Source organism: Thermococcus coalescens (assembly GCF_055392585.1).
Map to the genome: position 1 here is coordinate 2,017,490 of NZ_AP043764.1, position 18,095 is coordinate 2,035,584.

An 18,095-nucleotide genomic window follows, 5' to 3' on the forward strand; every position below is an offset into this window, starting at 1 on the left:
CCCCTCACTCCAGTCCCATTTTTTCCAGGAAGCGCTTGTAGTAGTGGGTGTCCTTCTCAAGCTCTGCCTTCTGGAGGAGCTGTCTCTCTATTGCCCTGAGGGCGTCATGGACGGCCTGTATTGCTCCCCAGGTTTCTCCCGTTGCTATGAACACTCCCCTGTCGGTTACGACGCGCATTCTGGCCTGGTAGAGATGGACACCTCTAAAGCGCTCGTTGAAGCGCCTGATGTACAGGTATATTATCCCTTCCTGCCCGAGGAGGTCTTCATATCCGTCAACGAAACGCCTCACGTCCTCTATTATTCTTTCCCTGGTGAAGTCGCTGAGTACTGAGGCATCCCCGCCCAGCTGGAGGTAGAAGCGGACCTCCTTCTCGACCATCCTTGAGATGGGCAGCAGCATGTCCTTGACAGTGAGAACGCCCTTGACCCTGTTGTTCTCGTCGACGACTATCAGGCCGTCGATGTCGTTGTCTATCATCGTGGCGATGGCTTCCCTGAGCGTGGCGTTCGGGGATATCGTTATGACCCCCCTTATCATGACGTCGCGAAGCTGCATGCTGAACGGGGGTATCTTCTCACCCGCCACCTCACCGTACTGTGCCCTGAAGCGGGGCTTGATGAACCTTATGATGAGGTCGTGCAGGGTCACGAGGCCCTCAAGTTTGCCCTCCTCGTTGACTATCGGTATCCTCGATATCGCGTGGTCGCGCATCGTTGCGAGGGCCTTTGCGACAGTGTCTTCGGGCTTGAGGGTTATGACATCCTTGGTCATTAAATCCTCGACCTTTTTCTTTCCGAATTCCTCCTGGGTTATCCTCTTGAGCAGTTCTATATCGCTTATAACTCCGATGATTTCAGCCTTGCTCTCCCCAACGGGAAGGGAGCGCAGGTCAACCTCAATCATGAGCTTGGCGGCCTTGCTAAGGTCATCGTCCGGCTTGATAACCGGAGCGGTTTTGTAGACATCCTTAACCTTGGCCTTGGTTGGGTCCCACTTGAGGTGGGAGCGTACTATCAGATCCTGGGTCAGGACTCCCTTGTACAGATTTCCGTCGAAGACCAGAATAAGGTCGGGGTCTTCCTTCTCAAAAATTCCGATCGCCTCAGAAAGCGGGGCGTCGATGTCTATTTTCTGGAACTTGTCGGTCATAACCTCCTGCACAAGAATACCGACCATTTCTGCCACCTCCTTTCACTTATTATTAGGGCGGCCGAGAATTTAAACCTTTGCAACCGGGAGATTTTTAGTTAATTATGGTTAATAAATTTTTCGCGGAAAGATTTATAAAATTCCCAGGGGAACTCTCCATCGCGCCGGGGTAGCCTAGCCTGGGAAGGCGCGGGACTCGAGATCCCGTGGGCGTCCGCCCACCAGGGTTCAAATCCCTGCCCCGGCGCCAAACTGCCGAGCCCGAGAGGGTCTCATTCCCTTCTTATTGAATCTTGGTAGCGTTCTGAGTCCTCCTCTGGCAGGATGGGAAAGAAAAGAGCTTCAGGTGGTTATGTACGCACCATCTTTCTCCACTATAACAGTGTGCTCGAACTGGCTCACCAGGCCGCCGCGAACTTCCCTGAGTATCTGGTAGCTGTATATCGCCCCTACCCTATCCAGCTGGGCCAGGGCCAGTTTCAGCTGACCCTCCGGCATGAATTCCTGGAGCCAGCGGTAGGCGAAGGGAAGGCCGTTGTACTCCTTCTTTATGTGCATGAGCAGTCTCCTTGCCTGGGCCATCCTCACGGGCCTGTCGCGGACGTGCATGAATATAAGCGCGGGGGGAACCTCTATAACCTGTCCCGCCCCCGTGGTCGCGAAGGGCTCTATCGCAATGACGTCCCCCTCCTTGAGGACATAGCTGTCCGCGGGGCGATGGATGTTCGGTATGCTTATGCCCGAGTGAAGCTTGTAGCGCTCTATCTTGTGCCCGCTGAGGTTGACTATCGGGTTGAAGCCATAGCCCCTTATTGTTTCCTCTATGGCCTTTCCAATCTCGCTGATTTTTACCCCCGCACGTATCACGCTGATGGCGTTTTCAAGGGCCTCCTTTGATGCCGCCATCAGGTCATCCTCTTCCATTCCCACCCTGAACGTCACTGCCGTGTCGGCTATGTAGCCGTTAACGTGGACGCCTATGTCCACCTTGAGGTAGTCCCCCTCCTTCAGGGTGCTATCGTCACCTTTGTATGGGGTATAGTGAGCCGCGATTTCGTTTATTGAGAGGTTACAGGGAAAGGCAGGTTTTCCTCCAAGTTCCACTATGCGCCTTTCCACGAACTCCGCGATGTCGTAGAGCCTTGCCCCCGGTTTTATCATGTCCGCGACTTCCTTCTTCACCTGCCTTGCTATCTCTCCCGCCTTTATGAGGGCGTCTCTCCCCTCCACTTTCTATCACCGGGATAAAAAGGCAGTATTCCCCCTTAAACCTTTCCACTCCGGGAAAAACCTTTTATTTAATGCAGACCCTACCTCTACGGTGGGCCCATGCTAGAGCTCAGGAAGTACATTAACATCTCGGACGACATCTTCGTGGTTAAGAATCTCATCGGGGCTATCCTTCAGGGTGTAGGGCTGGCGTACCTCTTTCCGGTGCTTATTGTGTGGTTCTACCCCGATGAAATAAAATACGTCGTTTACTTCGCCCTCCCCGGCGTCTTCTCGATCCTCCTTGGAGCGTGGCTCGCGAGGCACATGGGGAAGGTGGAGGACGTAAACCTCCGGCAGGCCATGGTCTCTGCCGCCTTTACGTGGCTCTTCGCCTCGCTCATCAGCGTCATACCCTTCATTTACATAGCCAAGATGTCCTTCGTGGACTCGTACTTCGAGAGCATGAGCGCTTGGACCGGAACGGGCCTTACCATGATGAGCAACCTGGAGAGCTACCCCCACATAATCCTGTTCTGGCGCTCCTGGATGCAGTGGCTCGGTGGAATAGGCATCGTGCTCGTCGCGCTAACGGTCTTAATCCGTCCCGGGGTTGCCGCCGCGAGACTCTACCGCGCCGAGGCGCGAAGCGAGAGAATACTTCCCAACCTTGTCAACACATCGAAGGTAATCTTCCAGATATACCTGGTTCTGACCCTTGTTGGTGTGTACCTCTACTACATCAACGGCATGCCTTTATTTGACGCGGTTATACACTCCATGACCGGCCTTGGCACGGGTGGTATGAGCAGCCATGACCTGAGCATTGGATACTTCAACAGCACCTCGATAGAGGCCGTCACGATATTCCTCATGATAATGGGTGCCGTAAACTTCACTGTCCACTACCGCCTCTTCAAGGACAGGCACCTCAAGCCCTTCTTCGAGGACGTCCAGGTCAGGTACATGTTCATCTTTCTGCTGCCGGCAATAGCGGTTATAGCCCTCAGCCTCACCCAGGTGGGGGACGCCATTGGTGATGCCCTGAGGCAAGCGGTATTCCACTCCGTTTCGGCCATAACCTGTACCGGATTTGGAATCGCCGACCTGAGCAAGTATCCCGAGCTGGGCAAGTTTATCCTCGGGATTCTCATGGTGATAGGTGGAGGCGCCGGAAGTACCGCGGGAGGTATAAAGCTCATCCGTGTTATACTGATGTACGAGAGCCTGAAGTGGACCCTCCAGAGTGCCATCCTGCCCAAGGGTGCCGTTATCAAGAGGAAGGTGGGCAATTACATATTCAGCGAGGAGGACATCCAGGAGGTCATGAGCTTCACCATGACGTACTTTGCGTTCCTGCTCATAGGCACCCTCTACACGATGCTCCGTCTCGGGACAAGCCTCACGGACTCGTTCTTTGAGGTCGCATCCGCCCAGGGCAACGTCGGGCTCAGCGTGGGCATAACCTCTCCGGCCCTGCCCATCGATGTGAAGGTACTGCTAATACTCCACATGTGGATAGGGAGGCTGGAGATATTCTCGACCCTCGTCTTCATAATAAGCGTGTTCTTCCTGGCCCCGAGGATGGTGAGCAGAAGATGAAGGTTATCAGTGTGGAGAACCTCAGCTTCAGGTACCGGAGGGCCGGTGAATACTCGCTGAGGGACGTCAGCTTTGATGTCAGGGAGGGAGAGCTTCTGGGGATAATCGGACCGAGCGGAAGCGGAAAATCGACGCTCTGTCTGACCCTCAACGGCATAATCCCCCACTCGATAAAGGGGGAATTCTTGGGCGATGTGGTGGTGAGGGACCCCAGAACCGGCGAGGAACACAACACCAGGGAAACACCCGTCTCAAAGCTCTCCACGGTTGTTGGCCTTGTTCTTCAGAATCCTGAGAGCCAGCTCTTCAACATGACGGTCGAGGAGGAGATAGCCTTTGGCCTCGAAAACCTCGGATTCGAAAGGAACGAGATACTGAGGCGCCTCCGCTGGGCACTGGAGGTAACCGGGCTGAGGGGCCTTGAGAAGGAATTTCCACCCAACCTCAGTGGCGGTCAGCAGCAGAGGCTTGCCATAGCCGCCGTTCTGGCCATGGAGCCTGCGGTTCTGGTTCTTGATGAGCCGACGTCCCAGCTGGATCCCGTTGGGAGGAAGGAGGTTCTGGGGTTGATATCTCTCCTCCGGAAGGAGCACGGAATGACTGTGGTTCTAGTCGAGCACCACACGGACTACATACTCCGCTTTGCCGACAGGATCCTCGTTATGGACAGGGGGAAGATAGTCCTTGAGGGCACTCCGCGGGAGCTTGCGGAGGAGGTCGAAACGTTGAAGAAGCTGGGGATAAAACTGCCTCCAAGCCTCGAAATCTCCCACGAGCTTAGGAAGCGGGGAGTTGTCAAAGCCCCCGCCCTTACTGAGGAGGAGCTTCTCTCCGGGATAGAACATCTTTGAGGCTGAGCGACTGGCCGAGGAGGGAGTGTTTGAGGTCGTAGAGCTTAAGCATGACTTCAAACCTCGCCTCGGGGTCTTCTATGCCTTCCGCGATTCTGAATGCTGCCTCCAGTATTTTGAGCGCTTCATCCCTGTTCCTCTTACCCTCGATCTCGGCCAGGTAGTAGAGTGCCATCGCCCTGTGGAATGGGCTGGAAATGTGTTCGATTATGAGCCTGGCCTTTTCAACGTCCCCCGCACGGTAGAACATTTCAGCAAGGTGGACCAGCACAACGTCCAGCTTCTCGGGTTCGCGAACCATCTTCATAGCGTAGCCGGCTTTTTTGAGGAGGCCGGAGTTTATGAGCTCCATCAGGATGTCTCTGATTATGTCGGCGCTGTTTCTGGCGATGTTTATTGCGGTTCTCAGGGCTATGTCCCCGTTGAGCTCATCGTTGAGAAGATAGAACAGAACCGCCAAATCCCCCAGGAGTAGCGCCCTGTAACGTGGATTGAGAAGGGAGTTAACGGTTGGTATGAGTTCCTTCACCCTCTCTTTAATCCGCTCCAGCTCGTCCAGTTCTCCCTTCTCCCTGGCCTCCTGGAGCCTCTCGCGTATTGACCGCAGGAGCATCCTGAGGGCAAGGAACAAGTTGGACTCGCTCTCAAGTTCGCCTGTGAGCTCAATGGCGTTGTCTACCTCACCCATCCTGAGAGCATTTTCAATCTCCTCGAGCACCTCAAGCTCTGATTTCTTCTTCCTTTCGCTCAGGGATCTGAAGAACTCATCCAGCTTCCCCATGGTTCACCTCCCTTTGGAGCATCAGCTCCAGATACGAACGCCTCTCGAACCTTTTGACTCCCAGGGACTCCAGGATTTCCCGGAGTATCTTCACGGTCTCCTCCACCACCTCCTCCCCCTCGGCCAGCGCCTCAATCTCTATGAACTTTCCGAGGCCGTTAACTTCGTCGAGGTCTATTATGATGCCCTTGTCAACGTAGTACTTTTCCCGGGTCTTCTCTATCGTGAGAACCTCCTCAAAGCCCAGGCTTTCCAGGATCTCAAGGTGTTTGTCCGGGTCGCTTATCGGAACCTCTATTTCCTTCCTGGTCTTCGAGTTCTCGTCTATTTTCGGCCCCTTATACGTTATGAAAGCCTCAAAATGTCCGTTGAAGCGCTTTATCCTTATCCTCAGCGCCTCGTCGGTTTCGGCGAAGTCCCGGCAGGGGTGGCGGAAGTACGTGTCCTCATGGTATTCGGTCCTTATCAGCTTAAATTTCTCCCGAACCCTTTCAAAGACCCCGTCGTCTGCGTATCCCTTAACCTCTATCTCTATCATGGTTCCGCCTCCAGGTTTTTCCTAAGCTTTTTCAGACAGGTGGGGCAGTAAAGGGCGTCTTTAATATCCGTTTCGATGATGGAGTTCGAGAAGTGCATTACGCACCTCTCGTTGGGACAGTGCTGGAGGCCAAAGACGTGGCCCAGTTCGTGTATTGCTTCCTTGATAGTCCGCTCCGTGTAGAGCCTCTCGTCCGGAGCATCCCCATAGAACTCAGGTCTCAGCCTGAACGTGGAGACGATGGCCGTCTGGAGTCCCGGGTGAGCGATGCCGAAGATGAAGTTCATGCCCTCCTCATACAGGTCGAGCCGGGTTATCCCCAGCACCGCACGTGTCCCACTCTTTCTGCCGATACCATGGAGCACCGGAAGGAAGGCTCTCCCAATGTACTGGCGCCTCCGGGGGTTATACGCCCCCAGGAATTCCTCTTCCGGAAGGACGTCTGCCCTCTCGACGGAAAAACCGAACCTAGAGTAGTATGAATTAACAAACCTTGCAACTGCCCTTATGATATATTTCTCAATGCCCCCGATGGGTACCAGGAGTATCGTCCGGGTGAGCGGTGGGAAGTCCTCTCCCAGTCCGGTGTTCACGCCCCACATCAATATCTACTTCGTGGCAGAAGAAATAAACCTTTCCCGGAAAGAAAGGGAAGGAAAAATTTCAAGGACTGAGGCCGGTCACGGGGTTAGTTCCATCTCGCGGAGATCCTCAAGAAGGTGCTTGGCGAGTTTAATCGTCACGTCAATGTCCCTGAGGTCTGCCGTCTCAACCTGGCTGTGCATGTAGCGTATGGGCACGCTGAGAACTGCGGTGGCGACGCCCTCGCGGTTGATCTGCATGATGTTTGCGTCCGTTCCTGTTGGCCTTGGGGAGGCCTCGACCTGGAGTGGAATGTCGTACTTCCTGGCGACCTCGTCGGCGAAGGCACGGAGCTTCGGGTTTATGTTCGGGCCGACGTCCATCACCGGGCCGCCGCCAAGTTTTGGCACTATCTTGCCCTTGTCGCCGACCTGCTTGGCAAAGGTGACGTCCATTGCTATGCCTATTTCCGGGTTGATCGCGTAGGAGGCCACGCGGGCACCGCGGAGGCCCACCTCCTCCTGGACGGAGGCGACGAAGTATATGTCGGCCTCATGGTTCTCAACCGCCCTTGCGGTCTCTATCATGGTGTATAGACAGACCCTGTCGTCGAGGTAGGGCGTCGCAATCCTGTTCTCGGTGAGCTGAACGAAGGCAGGGGCAAATTCACCGACGGTTCCAATCCTGAAACCCATCTCCTCCGCTTCCTCTCTGCTGTCCGCACCGACGTCCACAACGATGGTGTCCCAGTCGGCCGCTTTCTTCCTATCCTCCGGCTTCTGGAGGTGGGGTGGGATGTGGCCAACCACGCCAAAGCGCTCGCCCTTTTCGGTGAAGAACCTTATCCTCTGCGCCACAAGAGTCCTTGGGTCAACACCACCGACGCGGACTATGTGGAGGTAGCCCTCCTTGTCGATGTGGTTCACCATGACGCCTATCTTGTCCATGTGTGCCGCCACCATAACCCTTGGCCCGGTGCCCTTTTTGTGGGCGATGACGTTGCCGAGCTTGTCAACGTAAATCTCGTCGACGTAGTCCCTCAGGGCCTCGATAACGACGTCCCTTATTCCAAGGAACTCGTACCCAGAAACTCCGGGAGCTTCGACGACCTTCTTAAGCAGTTCTATGTCCACCATGGCTTTCGCCTCCTTTAGATTACCATCTGAATGTGTTCGCCCGTGTTAATAAGGTTTGCGAAAGAAAAGACCGGGGAGGTCAGCCCAGGATGACCTGCAGGTAGGCCTCCTCCTCGGGCTCAAGGTGCTCTATCTCCCACACTATGAGTCCGTCTTTGATCTCTGCCCTTCCCTTGGTGGCTTTGACCTCTATTGCGCTGACACCCTTCTCGAACCTGAATCCGTCCATGCCTCTGAGCTTCGGCGCTCTAACTTTGACGAAGTAGTACCTGTCCAGCATCTCCTCCTGGATTACCGGTCTGAAGAAGGCAGCGTACGAGGTTCCAGCTAACAGAACCCCTGCTATCAGCAGTATCGCCGCCAGCGGCCCGTAGTTCTTTGGGGGCTTAGCCGGGGTCGTCGTTGTGGTGGTTGGTGGAGTTGTGGTGGTCGTTGGGGCGGGCGTTGGCTTAGCCGGAGGGGTCACCTTCACGCTGGTTTCTCCCCCCATGTATCTGCTGCTCTCCGCGCGGAGCATTATGGTTCCGTAGCCGGTTTTTTCCAGGTCTATCTCGGAGATACCGGATGAGTTCGTTGCCGAGTAGTCCTTTCCGAGGGGCCCCGAGGCGGTGACCGTTATATTCGGAACCGGCTTCCCGGTTGAGTCCACAACCTTTACCAGGAGGGTCTCGTTTTCCTGGGTGGCACTCAAAAAGAGCTTTCTGACCTCGACGAAGGTCGTCACTATCCTTCCATCAAGATTCAGAACGACCTCGTAGGTTCCCGGCTTCTCCACAAGGTACGAGACCGTTCCATCGTCGTCTGTCTTGAATGGTATCCCGTTTATCTTGACCGAGATGTCAGGCACTCCCTGGCCGTTTTCGTCGTAAACGTGGACATATATTGCCCCGTCCTTGAAGTACGCATCGTACCTCAGGTTTCTCTGGTAGACCCTGAACGTTGCAGTCTTGCTCTTGAACCTTCCGCTGAAGTTGGCCCAGAAGTACACCGAGTAGTCACCGACCCGAGGGGTCGTTAGCTTTAGCTCCTTGACCCAGCTCTCCCCGGGTCTGAGGTATATGGTTGTGGTGAACGTCTCCAGGACGGTTCCATCGCGTGAGAGGGTGTACCCAAGTCTTCCTATGATGACCCCGTTCGCCTGCGATGTTATCTTGAGCAGTGCTGTAACGTTGCTGCCGTAGGTGTACTCATCGTTGACGTCTATCCTCAGGGCGTAGTCCACCAGGGTCTTCACGCTGATCGTCACCTGCGCCTCCGAGTAGCTTGAGCCCGCCCTGGCCACGATGGTCAGGTTGTACCTTCCAGGGTCGAGGTTGAGCAGCTTGACCGATATCGTATCCTGAACTGTGCCATTCGGTTCAATGGGCTCCCTGATCACCTTGCTGCCGTAGAGGAAGCCCTCTGCAGGGCCAGTAACGTACACGGTGACGTTTGATACGGTCTGGTTTCCCAGATTTCTGAGCTGGAATGGGATTATTATCGTATCGCCCGGAACTCCGGTGAAGCTGTCGTTGAGAGGGACGATTACGAGCGGTGACTGGGCGCTCACCCCCGGGAGAAAAATCGGAATCAGCAGGATTATCAGCAGTGTGGCCTTAAACTTCACCCTTTACCACCCCTTCGAGGGACCTCTGCCTCCCGATAACTTCGTCGAAGGTGAGATAGTTCTTTGTTTGCAGGCTAACCTTATAGTTTTTGCCGCTTTTTTCAAGGGTCTCCGGGAGGAAGAAACGCCAGCCGTTGTTTATGAACTTGACCGCAACAACCGGCTTTGCGCCGAACTTTCCTGCAAAGGAGACGAGCTTCTCATAATCCTCGCTGCTGAAGTAGAGCTTTTCCTCTCGTGTACTTTTCACCTCTATGCAGAGATGGACTTTCCCGTTGCCGGCCACGATATCCACCTTCTTGCTTCCGGCGGAGCGCACCACCGCGAAACCGGCCTTTTCGAGCATCTTTATAAGCTCCCTTTCGGCGCTGGCACCCCTTCTGTACTTCATTGCACTCCCTCATCCTATATTGCCCGGTTAGGTTTATAAGCTATGTCGAGGAGTTAAGGCCGGTGATGGACATGGCGATTTACGAGCTGGCCGGAAAGAGTCCTAAAATTCACGAGACCGCTTTCATCGATGAGACCGCCTCGGTCATAGGCGATGTCGTTCTTGAGGCGAAGACGAGCGTCTGGCCGTCGGCGGTCCTGAGGGGAGATATAGAGCAGATCTACGTGGGCGAAGGCTCGAACATCCAGGATAACGTCAGCGTACACACCTCCCACGGACAGCCGACGATAATAGGCAAGTACGTCACCATAGGCCACAACGCCGTCGTTCACGGTGCTAAAATAGGGGACTACACCATCATCGGTATGGGGGCCGTCATACTCGATGGCGCGAAGATAGGCAAGCACGTCGTCATCGGCGCTGGAGCGCTCGTTCCGCCCGGCAAGGAGATACCGGACTACAGCCTGGTCGTCGGCGTTCCTGGCAAGGTCGTCAGGCAGCTCAGTGAGGAAGAGATCGAGTGGACGAAGAAGAACGCCGAAATTTACATCGAGCTGGCCGAGATGCACCTCTCCGGCAGGAAAAAGATTGAGTGATTGGCATGATTTCCCGTCTCCTTTCCCACGTTCCCCACATTTTATTCAAGCCCGTTTACGATATCTACGAGGGCTACCTTCTGGACAGGGTTAAGTCTGGGAGGATTCCAAAGCACGTGGCCATAATAATGGACGGGAACCGGAGATGGGCGCGGAAGCTGGAGAAGCCCCCGTGGTACGGCCACCTCTTCGGCTCCCGGAAGCTGGAGGAGATACTCGAGTGGTGTCGCGAGCTGGGGATAAGAACGCTCACCGTTTACGCCTTCTCCACCGAGAACTTCAAGAGAACCCCCGAGGAGGTAAACGCCCTCATGAACCTCTTTGAGGAGAAGTTCAGGGAGCTCCTTGAGGACGAGAGGGTTCACAGGTACGGAATTCGGGTGAACGTCCTCGGGAGAAAGGAACTCCTTCCTGAAAACGTCAGGAAAGCCGCCGAGGAAGCGGAGAAGATCACGAGGAAGTACGGCAACTACACCCTCAACATAGCCCTGGCCTACGGGGGAAGGAGCGAGATAGCCGATGCCGTGCGGGACATCGTGAGGGACGCCCTGGCCGGAAGGATAAAGCCGGAGGACGTTGATGAGGAGCTCATCAAAAGGTACCTTTACTACCCCAACATGCCCGACCCGGACATAGTGATAAGGACGGGGGGCGAAGTCAGGATAAGCAACTTCCTCCTGTATCAAATCGCCTACAGCGAGCTCTTCTTTGTTGACGTGTATTTCCCTGAGTTCAGGAAGATTGACTTCCTCAGGATCATTCGCGAGTATCAGAAGAGGCAGAGACGCTTCGGAAGGTAGCGTTTCTCCATTGTGGCCCTCCCCATCCAGAAAGACCCTTTTTAAAATTTTCCGCTAAAGCTTATTAACATTGGGCACGATTTCCTCACGGTGGTGATTAATGGCCTACGGTGAGCTGAGTCCGAGGATCAAAAAGGTCTATGCCCAGGTGAGATATCTAGACGATTATCACTGGGAGATAACCGGCGGGAGCATCATTGGGGTTCACAAGAAGAGCAACGTCAGGGTTACCATCGAGGTGGCCGACAACAGAGAGCACGCTGAGAAGATGGCCGAAAACGGTGGTGGCGAGGGGATCAGGATAATCGCCATACCCGACAAGAGCGTCTTCTTTGTCCACAACGGGGTTTTCATACTCACCTACCGCTATCTCAAGGCAACGCTCGCGGACATAAACGACCACATAGTCTGGAGCGGGTTCAAGGTGATCGAGGACGGGGACGGCTTGATTCAGGAGGACTTCTACGAGTACCTCGGCGGGGCGTTCATAAACCACATCAAGAACAACATGCTCGCTGGTCAGGACTACGTATTCTGGCAGTTCTACCGGTGCAGGGAGTGCGGAAAGTACGTTGACGTCGAGAGCCTTGAGAGGCATCTCAAGGGGCACGGGATAAAGCACCACGAGCAGAGTGAAGAGCGCTACGAGGTCTTCGAGATAAACTTCAGGGACGGTAAAATCTACGACAAGTACGGTAAGGAGGTCCCCCTTAAGGAGTTCAGCGAGGAGGCGGAGGACTTCCTCGACGAGATAATGGCGGGCATGAAGGGAACATGAGGTGCTTTACGGTGCTCTTCCCCTCAACTTTATGGGGGGAAGGCGGATGGAGATGAACGTCATTGACCTCTTTCGGGAGGAATACCTTCCCGGTTCCACCGTCAGCATTATCTACGACGCCTATTCTTCCGCGTGGAGGATACCATTCCTTCTTCTCAGGCGTGCGGTTGAGAACGGTCGTGTTGGGATAATCTCCAACTACGTGGGTCCCATCAGGTCGTTCATAAGGAAAGTGAGCACAGTTGGCTTTGACATGGAAAAGGCCCTTAGGAATGGCAATGTGGCGGTTATAGACCTGTTTGGAACGAGATACGGGTCAAAGGAGTCCATTCCGAACGTTTTCTACCTGGACAAAGTGGAGCCGGAGACCCTCAATCCGAAGATAGACCGCATATACAACATCCACCTGAGGGAACTCGTTCAGGACAGGCCGGTTTTCCGCTTGGTTTACACTCTGGATGGTGTTTCATTGCTCCTCGGGGAGGACAGTACTCTGAAGCTCCTCAACCAGACCCTCGCCTCCAGAACTCACCAGCTTCCCGACTCCATACTGGTGCTGGCCCTCAACAGGGACGTTGTCTCGACCCGATTTGTGGCGTGGGTCTCGGGGATAAGCGACTACGTAATCCTTGCCAAGTCATGGCTGGAAGAAACGGGGCTCAAGGAGGCACTGTATCTGATATCCGCGCCTTACGAGGACTTTGAGCCGGAGATGTACTCATTCCGCGTTACAAAGGGAAGGGGAATGGAAAAGCTGAGGATAAGAAAAATCAGCCCCTGAACTTGGGCCTCTTTGACAGGAGAAGGGGCAGGGGCCTCGGCTTGTACGGGAATCCCTCGGTCTGGCTCCTTATCTCTCTTATTAGGTCTTCGAGCTGCATCTCGACCTGCTTTCCGTCGCTCCTTCTTCTGACGGTTATCGTATTCTGCTCCTTCTCGTTCCTGCCGACGACGATGACGTACGGTATCCACTCCTTCTCCGCCTTCCTTATCTTCTTGTTGAGCCTGTCTCCGGTATCGTCAACGTCGACACGAATCTTTGCACCCTCTAACTTTCCTGCAACGTAGAGTGCATAGTCAAGAACCTCGTCGCTGACGGGGATTACTCTCACCTGTATCGGGCTGAGCCAGAGCGGGAACATTGGCTTTACGCCCTTGGCCTGCAGTTTGGCCTGCTTTTCAAGGACCGCGTACATGACCCTCTCGATTGCCCCGCTCGGGGAGCAGTGGAGTATGAGCGGGTACCCCTCCCTGCCCTCCTCGTCGTAGTAGGTTATTCCAAAGCGCTCGGCGTTCTCGACGTCGATCTGGACGGTGCTGAGCGCTGCCGCCTTGTCGAGGTTGTCCACGAAGTTGAACTCGAACTTGAGGATGAAGTAGAAGAACCTCTGCTTCCACATCTCGATGAGGACGGGCTTGCCTATAATCCTGGCCAGCTCAACCACGAAGTCTCTGTTCTCGTTCCAGAAGTCCTCTGTAAAGCGTATGGCAACCTCGTAGTCGTCCGGGGTAAGGCCAACGCCGCGGAGAACCTCCATGCTAAGCTTGTACTGCTTCTTGAACTCGTCCATGGCCTGTTTGAGGTCTTTAGCTACCGTGTGCATATCGGGCATCGTGAAGGCCCTGAGCCTCCTGAGGCCTGAAAGTTCACCGCTCTTCTCCCTCCTGAAGGAGTAGCGGGTAAGCTCGTACATCCTGAGCGGCAAGTGCCTGTAGCTTATCGTGGCGTCCTTCTTGATGAGGAACTGGCCGAAGCAGGCCGCGAAGCGGAGGAAGAACTTCTTGTCCCCGCTCCTGACGACGTACTGTCTGGCCGGGAAGCGGTTGAGGTATTTCTCAAGTGCCGGGTGCTCGAAGTCGTACATAATCGGGGTCTCGACCTCCATGGCACCGTACTCGACGACCTTCTCGGTGACGTACTGTTCGAGCAGTCCCTTGATGAGCCTGCCCTTTGGATAGTACCTGAGGTTTCCGGGGTCGCTTCCGGGCTCGTAGTCGACCAGCTCGTGGTCGAGCATTATCCTGACGTGAGGCGGCTCCCTGTCGGCTATCCTGCTCTTGCTTATCTCGTAGTTGGCAAACTTCCTGAGGTTCTCATGACCGGTGAAGTCGAACTTGTCGACCTCGATGAGCTCACCCTCTGGAGTGAGTATGTACCAGTAGCTTACAAGCTCCTCCTCCCTCTTTAGGGCCTCCGGAACCTCCTCGGCCTTTACCTCTCCCGTTGGGACTATCGTCCTGCTGAGCTCAGCGAGCGGGTGTCCCTTGCAGCTCAGCTTGAATGCCTTATAGTAGCCGAAGGGGGCGCGCTTGACCTCGAAGCCTTCTTCCTTAAGCTTCTCCTCGATCTTTCTGAGGACTTCAAGGGCCACGTCCGGCTTTGCCAGCTCGCTGCTGAGGTGTGCGAAGGGGTACACAAAGACTCTGCTGACCTTGATCTGGCCGGCGACGTCTTTAATCTCGGTGAGAGCCTTCTCAACGACCTCTTCCGGGTTGGTTTCGTCGGCCTTCTCAACGCTTATGAATACAGCCAGAACCTCGTCGAGCCTTCCCTTCTTCTGCTCCTCGCTTATCGGCTCGGGATTCTTAAGGGCCTTGTCTTTTACCTCGTATTCCAAATAGTCGCTGTGTATCAGAAGCATTCTCATCCTTAACCACCACCATAGGCTCAATAGGAATTACTAAAACTTTTCCCCCGTCCTTTATAAATTCTCCCCAGATGGCAAAGGCTTAAAAAATCCTCGCGGGAACTTCCATGGAGGTGGAAGAATGGATGAAAAGAAGGGTGTGAAAAACGGCGACCTGGTTCTTCCGGGGGACTATCTCGGAGTTATCGAGGAGTACTTTCCCGGTGAGGGCGTTAAGGAGGATAACGGGGAACTCTATGCCATCAGGGCCGGTAGGGTGAAGATAGATCAGGAGAGGATGGAAATCAGCGTTGAACCCGTGACTGACACACCGCCCCTTCCGCAGGTTGGAGACATAGTCATAGCCAAGGTCATAGAGGTCAAGCCCCAGGCGGCAATAGTCCAGCTCGTTAAAATAGAGGGGAGGAACGACAGGGAGATAGCCACCTCAAAGCTCGCCGGAATCCACATCTCCCAGGTGAGGGAGGGCTACGTGGAGGGGATGTCCAACGAATTCAAGATCGGCGACATCGTAAGGGCCAGGGTTATAGCGAACGAGAAGAGCCCCATACAGCTCTCCACCAGGGGCCATGACCTGGGCGTTATCTACGCCCTCTGTTCCCGGTGCAGGGCGCCCTTAGTCCGGCGCGGTGACAGGCTCATCTGCCCCCGCTGCGGTCACGTTGAGACGAGGAAGCTGTCTTCCTTCTACAGAAAACTGAAGGTGTGAGCATGGCGAGGGCGAAGAAGGTAATAACCATCCACGTTCGCGACGACAGGGAAAAGCAGGAGTTCCTCAGGGAGCTCCAGAGGCTCCGCCTTCCGGCGTTCATCTACGTCCACGCCAAGCTCAACGACCTCAAGATAAATGTCCAGGGAACGAAGGACGACATCAGGGAGGCGATCCGCAAGATAAGGGAGATACACAACCGCGTCAGGGCCAAACTGTACCCCGACAGGCGCGGCCTCTACCGCTACACGATAGACGACCTCCTGAGGGAGGCCGGGGCGAGCGTCTCGACTCCAATACTCGTAAAGACCCTGGAGCTTCTCGGCGAAACAGTTGAACTGAAGGAAGGCGTGCTGATAACGTCCATGCCGTGGGAGGAGCTGGTTTCCCTGACCGGAACCCTGGGGGAGTACCTCTCGGACATCTCCCTCCAGACCACCAGGCAGATAAGGGAGGTCATCCTACCCGTGGCGGTTCTCAAAAACCTCGACCCCATGGAGGTCATAGACCTGCTCGTTGAGCTCAACCTTGCCGAGTGGAAGGAGGATAAGTTTAAATACGAACTGGTGAAGAACAAGGAGCAGGCGCTGGAGATACTGCTCAAGCATTTAGAGGGTGAGGAGAATGAAGATTGAGGTCATCAAGCGTGAGGAAAACGTCCTTGAGTTCTACCTTGAGGGGGAGGATCACACCTTCGCCAACCTGCTCAACGAGGTGCTCCACGAGAACAAGCACGTGACCTTTGCGGGCTACACCATCGAGCATCCGGTGCTCATGGCCAGGAAGCCGAAGTTCAGGATCGTCACCGATGGCAAGGTAACGCCGGAGAAGGCCCTTGAGGAGGCGGCCCAGAAGATATTCGACAGGGCCAGGGCGGTTCTGGATGCTTGGAAGGCCGCTATAAGCGAGTGAGTCCCCTTCCCTTCTTTTCCGTTCCCACCCAAACCCTTAAATGCCAAACTCTTCTAACTTCAAGTTGAAATCAACGACCCCCTCCGGGGTGGAACGCTTGGAACGTCCGAGACACCTCCTGCTCTTAATCATACTCTCCGGCCTGTCTCTGAGGCTTGCCCTTGCGCCGTATTCAGCCGGCAGCGACCTAGCCCAGTTCTACGGCTTCGCCGGAACGATGCTGGAAAAGAGGGCCTGTTTCTACGCCTACGCCGACGCAGCCGGCTTCTGGGCTAAGGGCTGGCCCTACCCGTGGCCCTACGTCTACGGTCCGGTCATGGCATACCTGCTCGCCGCGGTCAGGTATCTCGTTGGGGGCTCGGTTAACGCCTTCTGGCGTGACGGGACCTACTACGTTTACATCGACCCTGCATGGGCGTTCTCAGTCAAACTGGTCTTCATCCTTGCAGATACGGCCGTGGCCCTTCTTCTGTATCTTCTAATCCGGGAGAGAAGTCAAAAACTCGCCTTCCTCGGCACCGCCCTCTACTACCTCAATCCAATCACAATTCACGTCTCGGCAGTTTACGGAATGTTCGATGGTCTTGCGCTGGCTTTCTTCCTCTTCGGCCTTTACCTAACGCGCAGAGAGCGCCTCTCCTATGCTCTCTACGGGTTTTCTCTGGCCGTCAAGCACACGCTGGTATTCCCCGCCATTCTCACCCTCTGGGATGCCCTCCTGAAGGGAAAGAGGGGGGTTCTACGCACTGCATTTCTTATCCTCGGAGGCATCCTTTCCTTCATGCCCCTGCTCATCCTCTGTCCGTCGAGCCTGAAGGCGCTGCCGGATTTGCTCATGGGGATGGGGGTTTCATATACCCTCCCCGTTTCCTACAGCATGAACGGGGTTTCGAGCCTCGCGACTTACCTTCACATGAGTGGTGGGAGGGATACGCTTTTCGTCCTCCAGCACTGGTACGTTCCGGCGGTCCTTCTCCTCTCTCTCGTGTTTATCAGGCACGCGTTTAAGGGGAACCTAGTTGCTTCCACGGCCCTTGCCTATTCCGTCTTTACCGCTACCTACTGGCGCGTCAATCCACAGTACCTCGCTCCGCTGGTGGCGTTCCTGATACTCCTCGCCGCCTTTGATAGGGGCATAGCGGGCATCGTCTCGCTGTTCACGGCGGTTTACGTCGGAATCTGGCCAATAATGCAGCCCTCGGCATTCTGGTTCCACGTTCATCTGGAGAACCCCAACTGGACGCTAGTCCACTTCGTTGATTCGGTGACGTTCAGGATATTCTCGCATGAGCCTTACGTTGCCTACAGCATCGGACTGACGCTCCTTCTTTACGCGGTGATACTGTCCGCCACGCTGCCCTGCCTCAAAAACCTTAAAGCCTGGCTCTCGAAGAGAGGGTGGGTGAGAGCTTGAGGTACGGGAAGGACTTCACCGACAAGGGTCTGGCAAAGTTCGGGGACTCCCTGGTAAACTTCGTCTTCTCCCTTGCCCTGAGCGAGTATTTGGGCAGGCCCACGGGCGAGAGGGTTCCCAACGCGTCGCTGAGCATAGCACTTGAGCTGGCCGGACTGAGGCACGTTGTCCCGCCGAGGACCGACAAGCACGGGAAGGGCGACATAGCTGAAGCTATTTTCGCCTACGCGTGGCTCGAGGGGAAGATAACGGTGGAGGAAGCGGCCGAGATTTTGAGGGAGAACTTCACCGAGGACGTCACGCACTTCTCACGGAGGAAGGAGGCGATAGGGAAAGCTTTTGCGGAGGTTTTCAGGGTAATAAAGGAGAGGCTGGGACTGTGATGGAGC

The 18,095-nt window shown here is 55.1% G+C and carries 20 protein-coding genes and 1 tRNA gene; 12 read left to right on the forward strand and 9 right to left on the reverse strand.

The genetic code is table 11. The features are described 5' to 3' along the window. Nucleotides 1-4: 4 nt before the first annotated feature. Nucleotides 5-1,180 (reverse strand): CBS domain-containing protein, encoded by a 1,176-nt coding sequence (locus ACZ5M3_RS11235; protein ID WP_464839623.1) that lies wholly within the window; start codon nt 1,178-1,180, stop codon nt 5-7. Between the two features lie 136 nt (nt 1,181-1,316). On the opposite strand from ACZ5M3_RS11235, the gene ACZ5M3_RS11240 reads away from it, so the two are divergent. Next, nucleotides 1,317-1,403 (forward strand) — tRNA-Ser (locus ACZ5M3_RS11240). Between the two features lie 92 nt (nt 1,404-1,495). Here ACZ5M3_RS11240 and map read toward each other — a convergent pair. Further along, nucleotides 1,496-2,383 (reverse strand): type II methionyl aminopeptidase, encoded by an 888-nt coding sequence (gene map, locus ACZ5M3_RS11245; RefSeq protein ID WP_464839624.1) that lies wholly within the window; start codon nt 2,381-2,383, stop codon nt 1,496-1,498. A gap of 99 nt (nt 2,384-2,482) precedes the next feature. Here map and ACZ5M3_RS11250 point away from each other — a divergent pair, with 99 nt between their 5' ends. Both ACZ5M3_RS11250 and ACZ5M3_RS11255 read left to right on the forward strand, forming a co-directional pair. After that, a complete protein-coding gene (locus ACZ5M3_RS11250; protein WP_464839625.1) occupies nt 2,483-3,964 on the forward strand; it encodes a TrkH family potassium uptake protein in 1,482 nt (493 codons plus the stop codon). Then, the gene (locus ACZ5M3_RS11255) at nt 3,961-4,815 is read left to right on the forward strand and encodes an ATP-binding cassette domain-containing protein (RefSeq protein ID WP_464839626.1); all 855 of its coding nucleotides are present in this window, start codon (nt 3,961-3,963) and stop codon (nt 4,813-4,815) included. The genes ACZ5M3_RS11250 and ACZ5M3_RS11255 overlap by 4 nt, the downstream gene beginning before the upstream one ends. Here the strand turns inward: ACZ5M3_RS11255 and ACZ5M3_RS11260 are convergent. From ACZ5M3_RS11260 to hjc, 6 genes are all read right to left on the reverse strand, one after another. Next, entirely contained in the window at nt 4,775-5,596 is an 822-nt protein-coding gene (locus ACZ5M3_RS11260; RefSeq protein ID WP_464839627.1) for a hypothetical protein, read from the reverse strand. The two genes, ACZ5M3_RS11255 and ACZ5M3_RS11260, sit on opposite strands and share 41 nt — an antisense overlap. Beyond that, nucleotides 5,580-6,134: a class IV adenylate cyclase gene (cyaB, locus tag ACZ5M3_RS11265; RefSeq protein WP_297092015.1), complete on the reverse strand. Its 555-nt coding sequence runs from the start codon at nt 6,132-6,134 to the stop codon at nt 5,580-5,582. Before cyaB ends, ACZ5M3_RS11260 begins: the two co-directional genes overlap by 17 nt. Next, complete coding sequence (locus ACZ5M3_RS11270; protein ID WP_464839628.1) at nt 6,131-6,736, reverse strand: archaemetzincin family Zn-dependent metalloprotease; 606 nt, start codon at nt 6,734-6,736, stop codon at nt 6,131-6,133. The genes cyaB and ACZ5M3_RS11270 overlap by 4 nt, the downstream gene beginning before the upstream one ends. Nucleotides 6,737-6,814: 78 nt before the next feature. Beyond that, a complete protein-coding gene (locus tag ACZ5M3_RS11275) occupies nt 6,815-7,852 on the reverse strand; it encodes a lysyl aminopeptidase (protein WP_464839629.1) in 1,038 nt (345 codons plus the stop codon). Nucleotides 7,853-7,931: 79 nt separating this feature from the next. Next, nucleotides 7,932-9,458, reverse strand: a complete 1,527-nt coding sequence (locus ACZ5M3_RS11280) for a hypothetical protein (RefSeq protein WP_464839630.1) — start codon at nt 9,456-9,458, stop codon at nt 7,932-7,934. Next, nucleotides 9,448-9,849, reverse strand: coding sequence for a Holliday junction resolvase Hjc (gene hjc, locus ACZ5M3_RS11285; RefSeq protein ID WP_297092025.1), 402 nt, complete (start codon nt 9,847-9,849; stop codon nt 9,448-9,450). Before hjc ends, ACZ5M3_RS11280 begins: the two co-directional genes overlap by 11 nt. 71 nt (nt 9,850-9,920) lie before the next feature. Here hjc and ACZ5M3_RS11290 point away from each other — a divergent pair, with 71 nt between their 5' ends. From ACZ5M3_RS11290 to ACZ5M3_RS11305, 4 genes are all read left to right on the forward strand, one after another. Continuing rightward, the gene (locus tag ACZ5M3_RS11290) at nt 9,921-10,445 is read left to right on the forward strand and encodes a gamma carbonic anhydrase family protein (protein ID WP_464840934.1); all 525 of its coding nucleotides are present in this window, start codon (nt 9,921-9,923) and stop codon (nt 10,443-10,445) included. Between the two features lie 5 nt (nt 10,446-10,450). Next, nucleotides 10,451-11,245, forward strand: a complete 795-nt coding sequence (gene uppS, locus ACZ5M3_RS11295) for a polyprenyl diphosphate synthase (RefSeq protein ID WP_464839631.1) — start codon at nt 10,451-10,453, stop codon at nt 11,243-11,245. A gap of 100 nt (nt 11,246-11,345) precedes the next feature. Beyond that, nucleotides 11,346-12,023 carry a TBP-interacting protein gene (locus ACZ5M3_RS11300; protein WP_464839632.1) on the forward strand — a complete coding sequence of 226 codons (678 nt, stop codon included), beginning with the start codon at nt 11,346-11,348 and terminating at the stop codon, nt 12,021-12,023. 46 nt (nt 12,024-12,069) lie between these two features. Beyond that, nucleotides 12,070-12,804: a hypothetical protein gene (locus ACZ5M3_RS11305; protein ID WP_464839633.1), complete on the forward strand. Its 735-nt coding sequence runs from the start codon at nt 12,070-12,072 to the stop codon at nt 12,802-12,804. On the opposite strand, the gene ACZ5M3_RS11310 is transcribed toward ACZ5M3_RS11305, so the two are convergent. Beyond that, nucleotides 12,794-14,671: a threonine--tRNA ligase gene (locus ACZ5M3_RS11310; RefSeq protein WP_464839634.1), complete on the reverse strand. Its 1,878-nt coding sequence runs from the start codon at nt 14,669-14,671 to the stop codon at nt 12,794-12,796. The two genes, ACZ5M3_RS11305 and ACZ5M3_RS11310, sit on opposite strands and share 11 nt — an antisense overlap. Nucleotides 14,672-14,792: 121 nt before the next feature. Here ACZ5M3_RS11310 and ACZ5M3_RS11315 point away from each other — a divergent pair, with 121 nt between their 5' ends. The 5 genes from ACZ5M3_RS11315 to ACZ5M3_RS11335 all read left to right on the forward strand — a co-directional run bounded on the left by ACZ5M3_RS11315 (nt 14,793) and on the right by ACZ5M3_RS11335 (nt 18,089). After that, the gene (locus tag ACZ5M3_RS11315; protein WP_464839635.1) at nt 14,793-15,380 is read left to right on the forward strand and encodes an exosome complex RNA-binding protein Csl4; all 588 of its coding nucleotides are present in this window, start codon (nt 14,793-14,795) and stop codon (nt 15,378-15,380) included. A gap of 2 nt (nt 15,381-15,382) precedes the next feature. Continuing rightward, nucleotides 15,383-16,015 (forward strand): DUF2067 family protein, encoded by a 633-nt coding sequence (locus ACZ5M3_RS11320; RefSeq protein ID WP_464839636.1) that lies wholly within the window; start codon nt 15,383-15,385, stop codon nt 16,013-16,015. After that, complete coding sequence (locus tag ACZ5M3_RS11325; RefSeq protein WP_088180109.1) at nt 16,005-16,292, forward strand: DNA-directed RNA polymerase subunit L; 288 nt, start codon at nt 16,005-16,007, stop codon at nt 16,290-16,292. The genes ACZ5M3_RS11320 and ACZ5M3_RS11325 overlap by 11 nt, the downstream gene beginning before the upstream one ends. Before the next feature lie 88 nt (nt 16,293-16,380). Then, a complete protein-coding gene (locus tag ACZ5M3_RS11330; protein WP_464840935.1) occupies nt 16,381-17,706 on the forward strand; it encodes a hypothetical protein in 1,326 nt (441 codons plus the stop codon). Next, the gene (locus ACZ5M3_RS11335) at nt 17,703-18,089 is read left to right on the forward strand and encodes a ribonuclease III family protein (protein WP_464839637.1); all 387 of its coding nucleotides are present in this window, start codon (nt 17,703-17,705) and stop codon (nt 18,087-18,089) included. The genes ACZ5M3_RS11330 and ACZ5M3_RS11335 overlap by 4 nt, the downstream gene beginning before the upstream one ends. The last annotated feature ends 6 nt before the right edge of the window (nt 18,090-18,095 follow it).

What these genes read in the sequence shown, in the direction of transcription:
- ACZ5M3_RS11235 (WP_464839623.1), bottom strand. Translation starts at nt 1,180, where the DNA reads ATGGTCGGTATTCTTGTGCAGGAGGTTATGACCGACAAGTTCCAGAAA.
- ACZ5M3_RS11250 (WP_464839625.1), top strand. Translation starts at nt 2,483, where the DNA reads ATGCTAGAGCTCAGGAAGTACATTAACATCTCGGACGACATCTTCGTG.
- ACZ5M3_RS11255 (WP_464839626.1), top strand. Translation starts at nt 3,961, where the DNA reads ATGAAGGTTATCAGTGTGGAGAACCTCAGCTTCAGGTACCGGAGGGCC.
- ACZ5M3_RS11260 (WP_464839627.1), bottom strand. Translation starts at nt 5,596, where the DNA reads ATGGGGAAGCTGGATGAGTTCTTCAGATCCCTGAGCGAAAGGAAGAAG.
- cyaB (WP_297092015.1), bottom strand. Translation starts at nt 6,134, where the DNA reads ATGATAGAGATAGAGGTTAAGGGATACGCAGACGACGGGGTCTTTGAA.
- ACZ5M3_RS11270 (WP_464839628.1), bottom strand. Translation starts at nt 6,736, where the DNA reads ATGTGGGGCGTGAACACCGGACTGGGAGAGGACTTCCCACCGCTCACC.
- ACZ5M3_RS11275 (WP_464839629.1), bottom strand. Translation starts at nt 7,852, where the DNA reads ATGGTGGACATAGAACTGCTTAAGAAGGTCGTCGAAGCTCCCGGAGTT.
- hjc (WP_297092025.1), bottom strand. Translation starts at nt 9,849, where the DNA reads ATGAAGTACAGAAGGGGTGCCAGCGCCGAAAGGGAGCTTATAAAGATG.
- ACZ5M3_RS11290 (WP_464840934.1), top strand. Translation starts at nt 9,921, where the DNA reads ATGGCGATTTACGAGCTGGCCGGAAAGAGTCCTAAAATTCACGAGACC.
- uppS (WP_464839631.1), top strand. Translation starts at nt 10,451, where the DNA reads ATGATTTCCCGTCTCCTTTCCCACGTTCCCCACATTTTATTCAAGCCC.
- ACZ5M3_RS11300 (WP_464839632.1), top strand. Translation starts at nt 11,346, where the DNA reads ATGGCCTACGGTGAGCTGAGTCCGAGGATCAAAAAGGTCTATGCCCAG.
- ACZ5M3_RS11305 (WP_464839633.1), top strand. Translation starts at nt 12,070, where the DNA reads ATGGAGATGAACGTCATTGACCTCTTTCGGGAGGAATACCTTCCCGGT.
- ACZ5M3_RS11310 (WP_464839634.1), bottom strand. Translation starts at nt 14,671, where the DNA reads ATGAGAATGCTTCTGATACACAGCGACTATTTGGAATACGAGGTAAAA.
- ACZ5M3_RS11315 (WP_464839635.1), top strand. Translation starts at nt 14,793, where the DNA reads ATGGATGAAAAGAAGGGTGTGAAAAACGGCGACCTGGTTCTTCCGGGG.
- ACZ5M3_RS11320 (WP_464839636.1), top strand. Translation starts at nt 15,383, where the DNA reads ATGGCGAGGGCGAAGAAGGTAATAACCATCCACGTTCGCGACGACAGG.
- ACZ5M3_RS11325 (WP_088180109.1), top strand. Translation starts at nt 16,005, where the DNA reads ATGAAGATTGAGGTCATCAAGCGTGAGGAAAACGTCCTTGAGTTCTAC.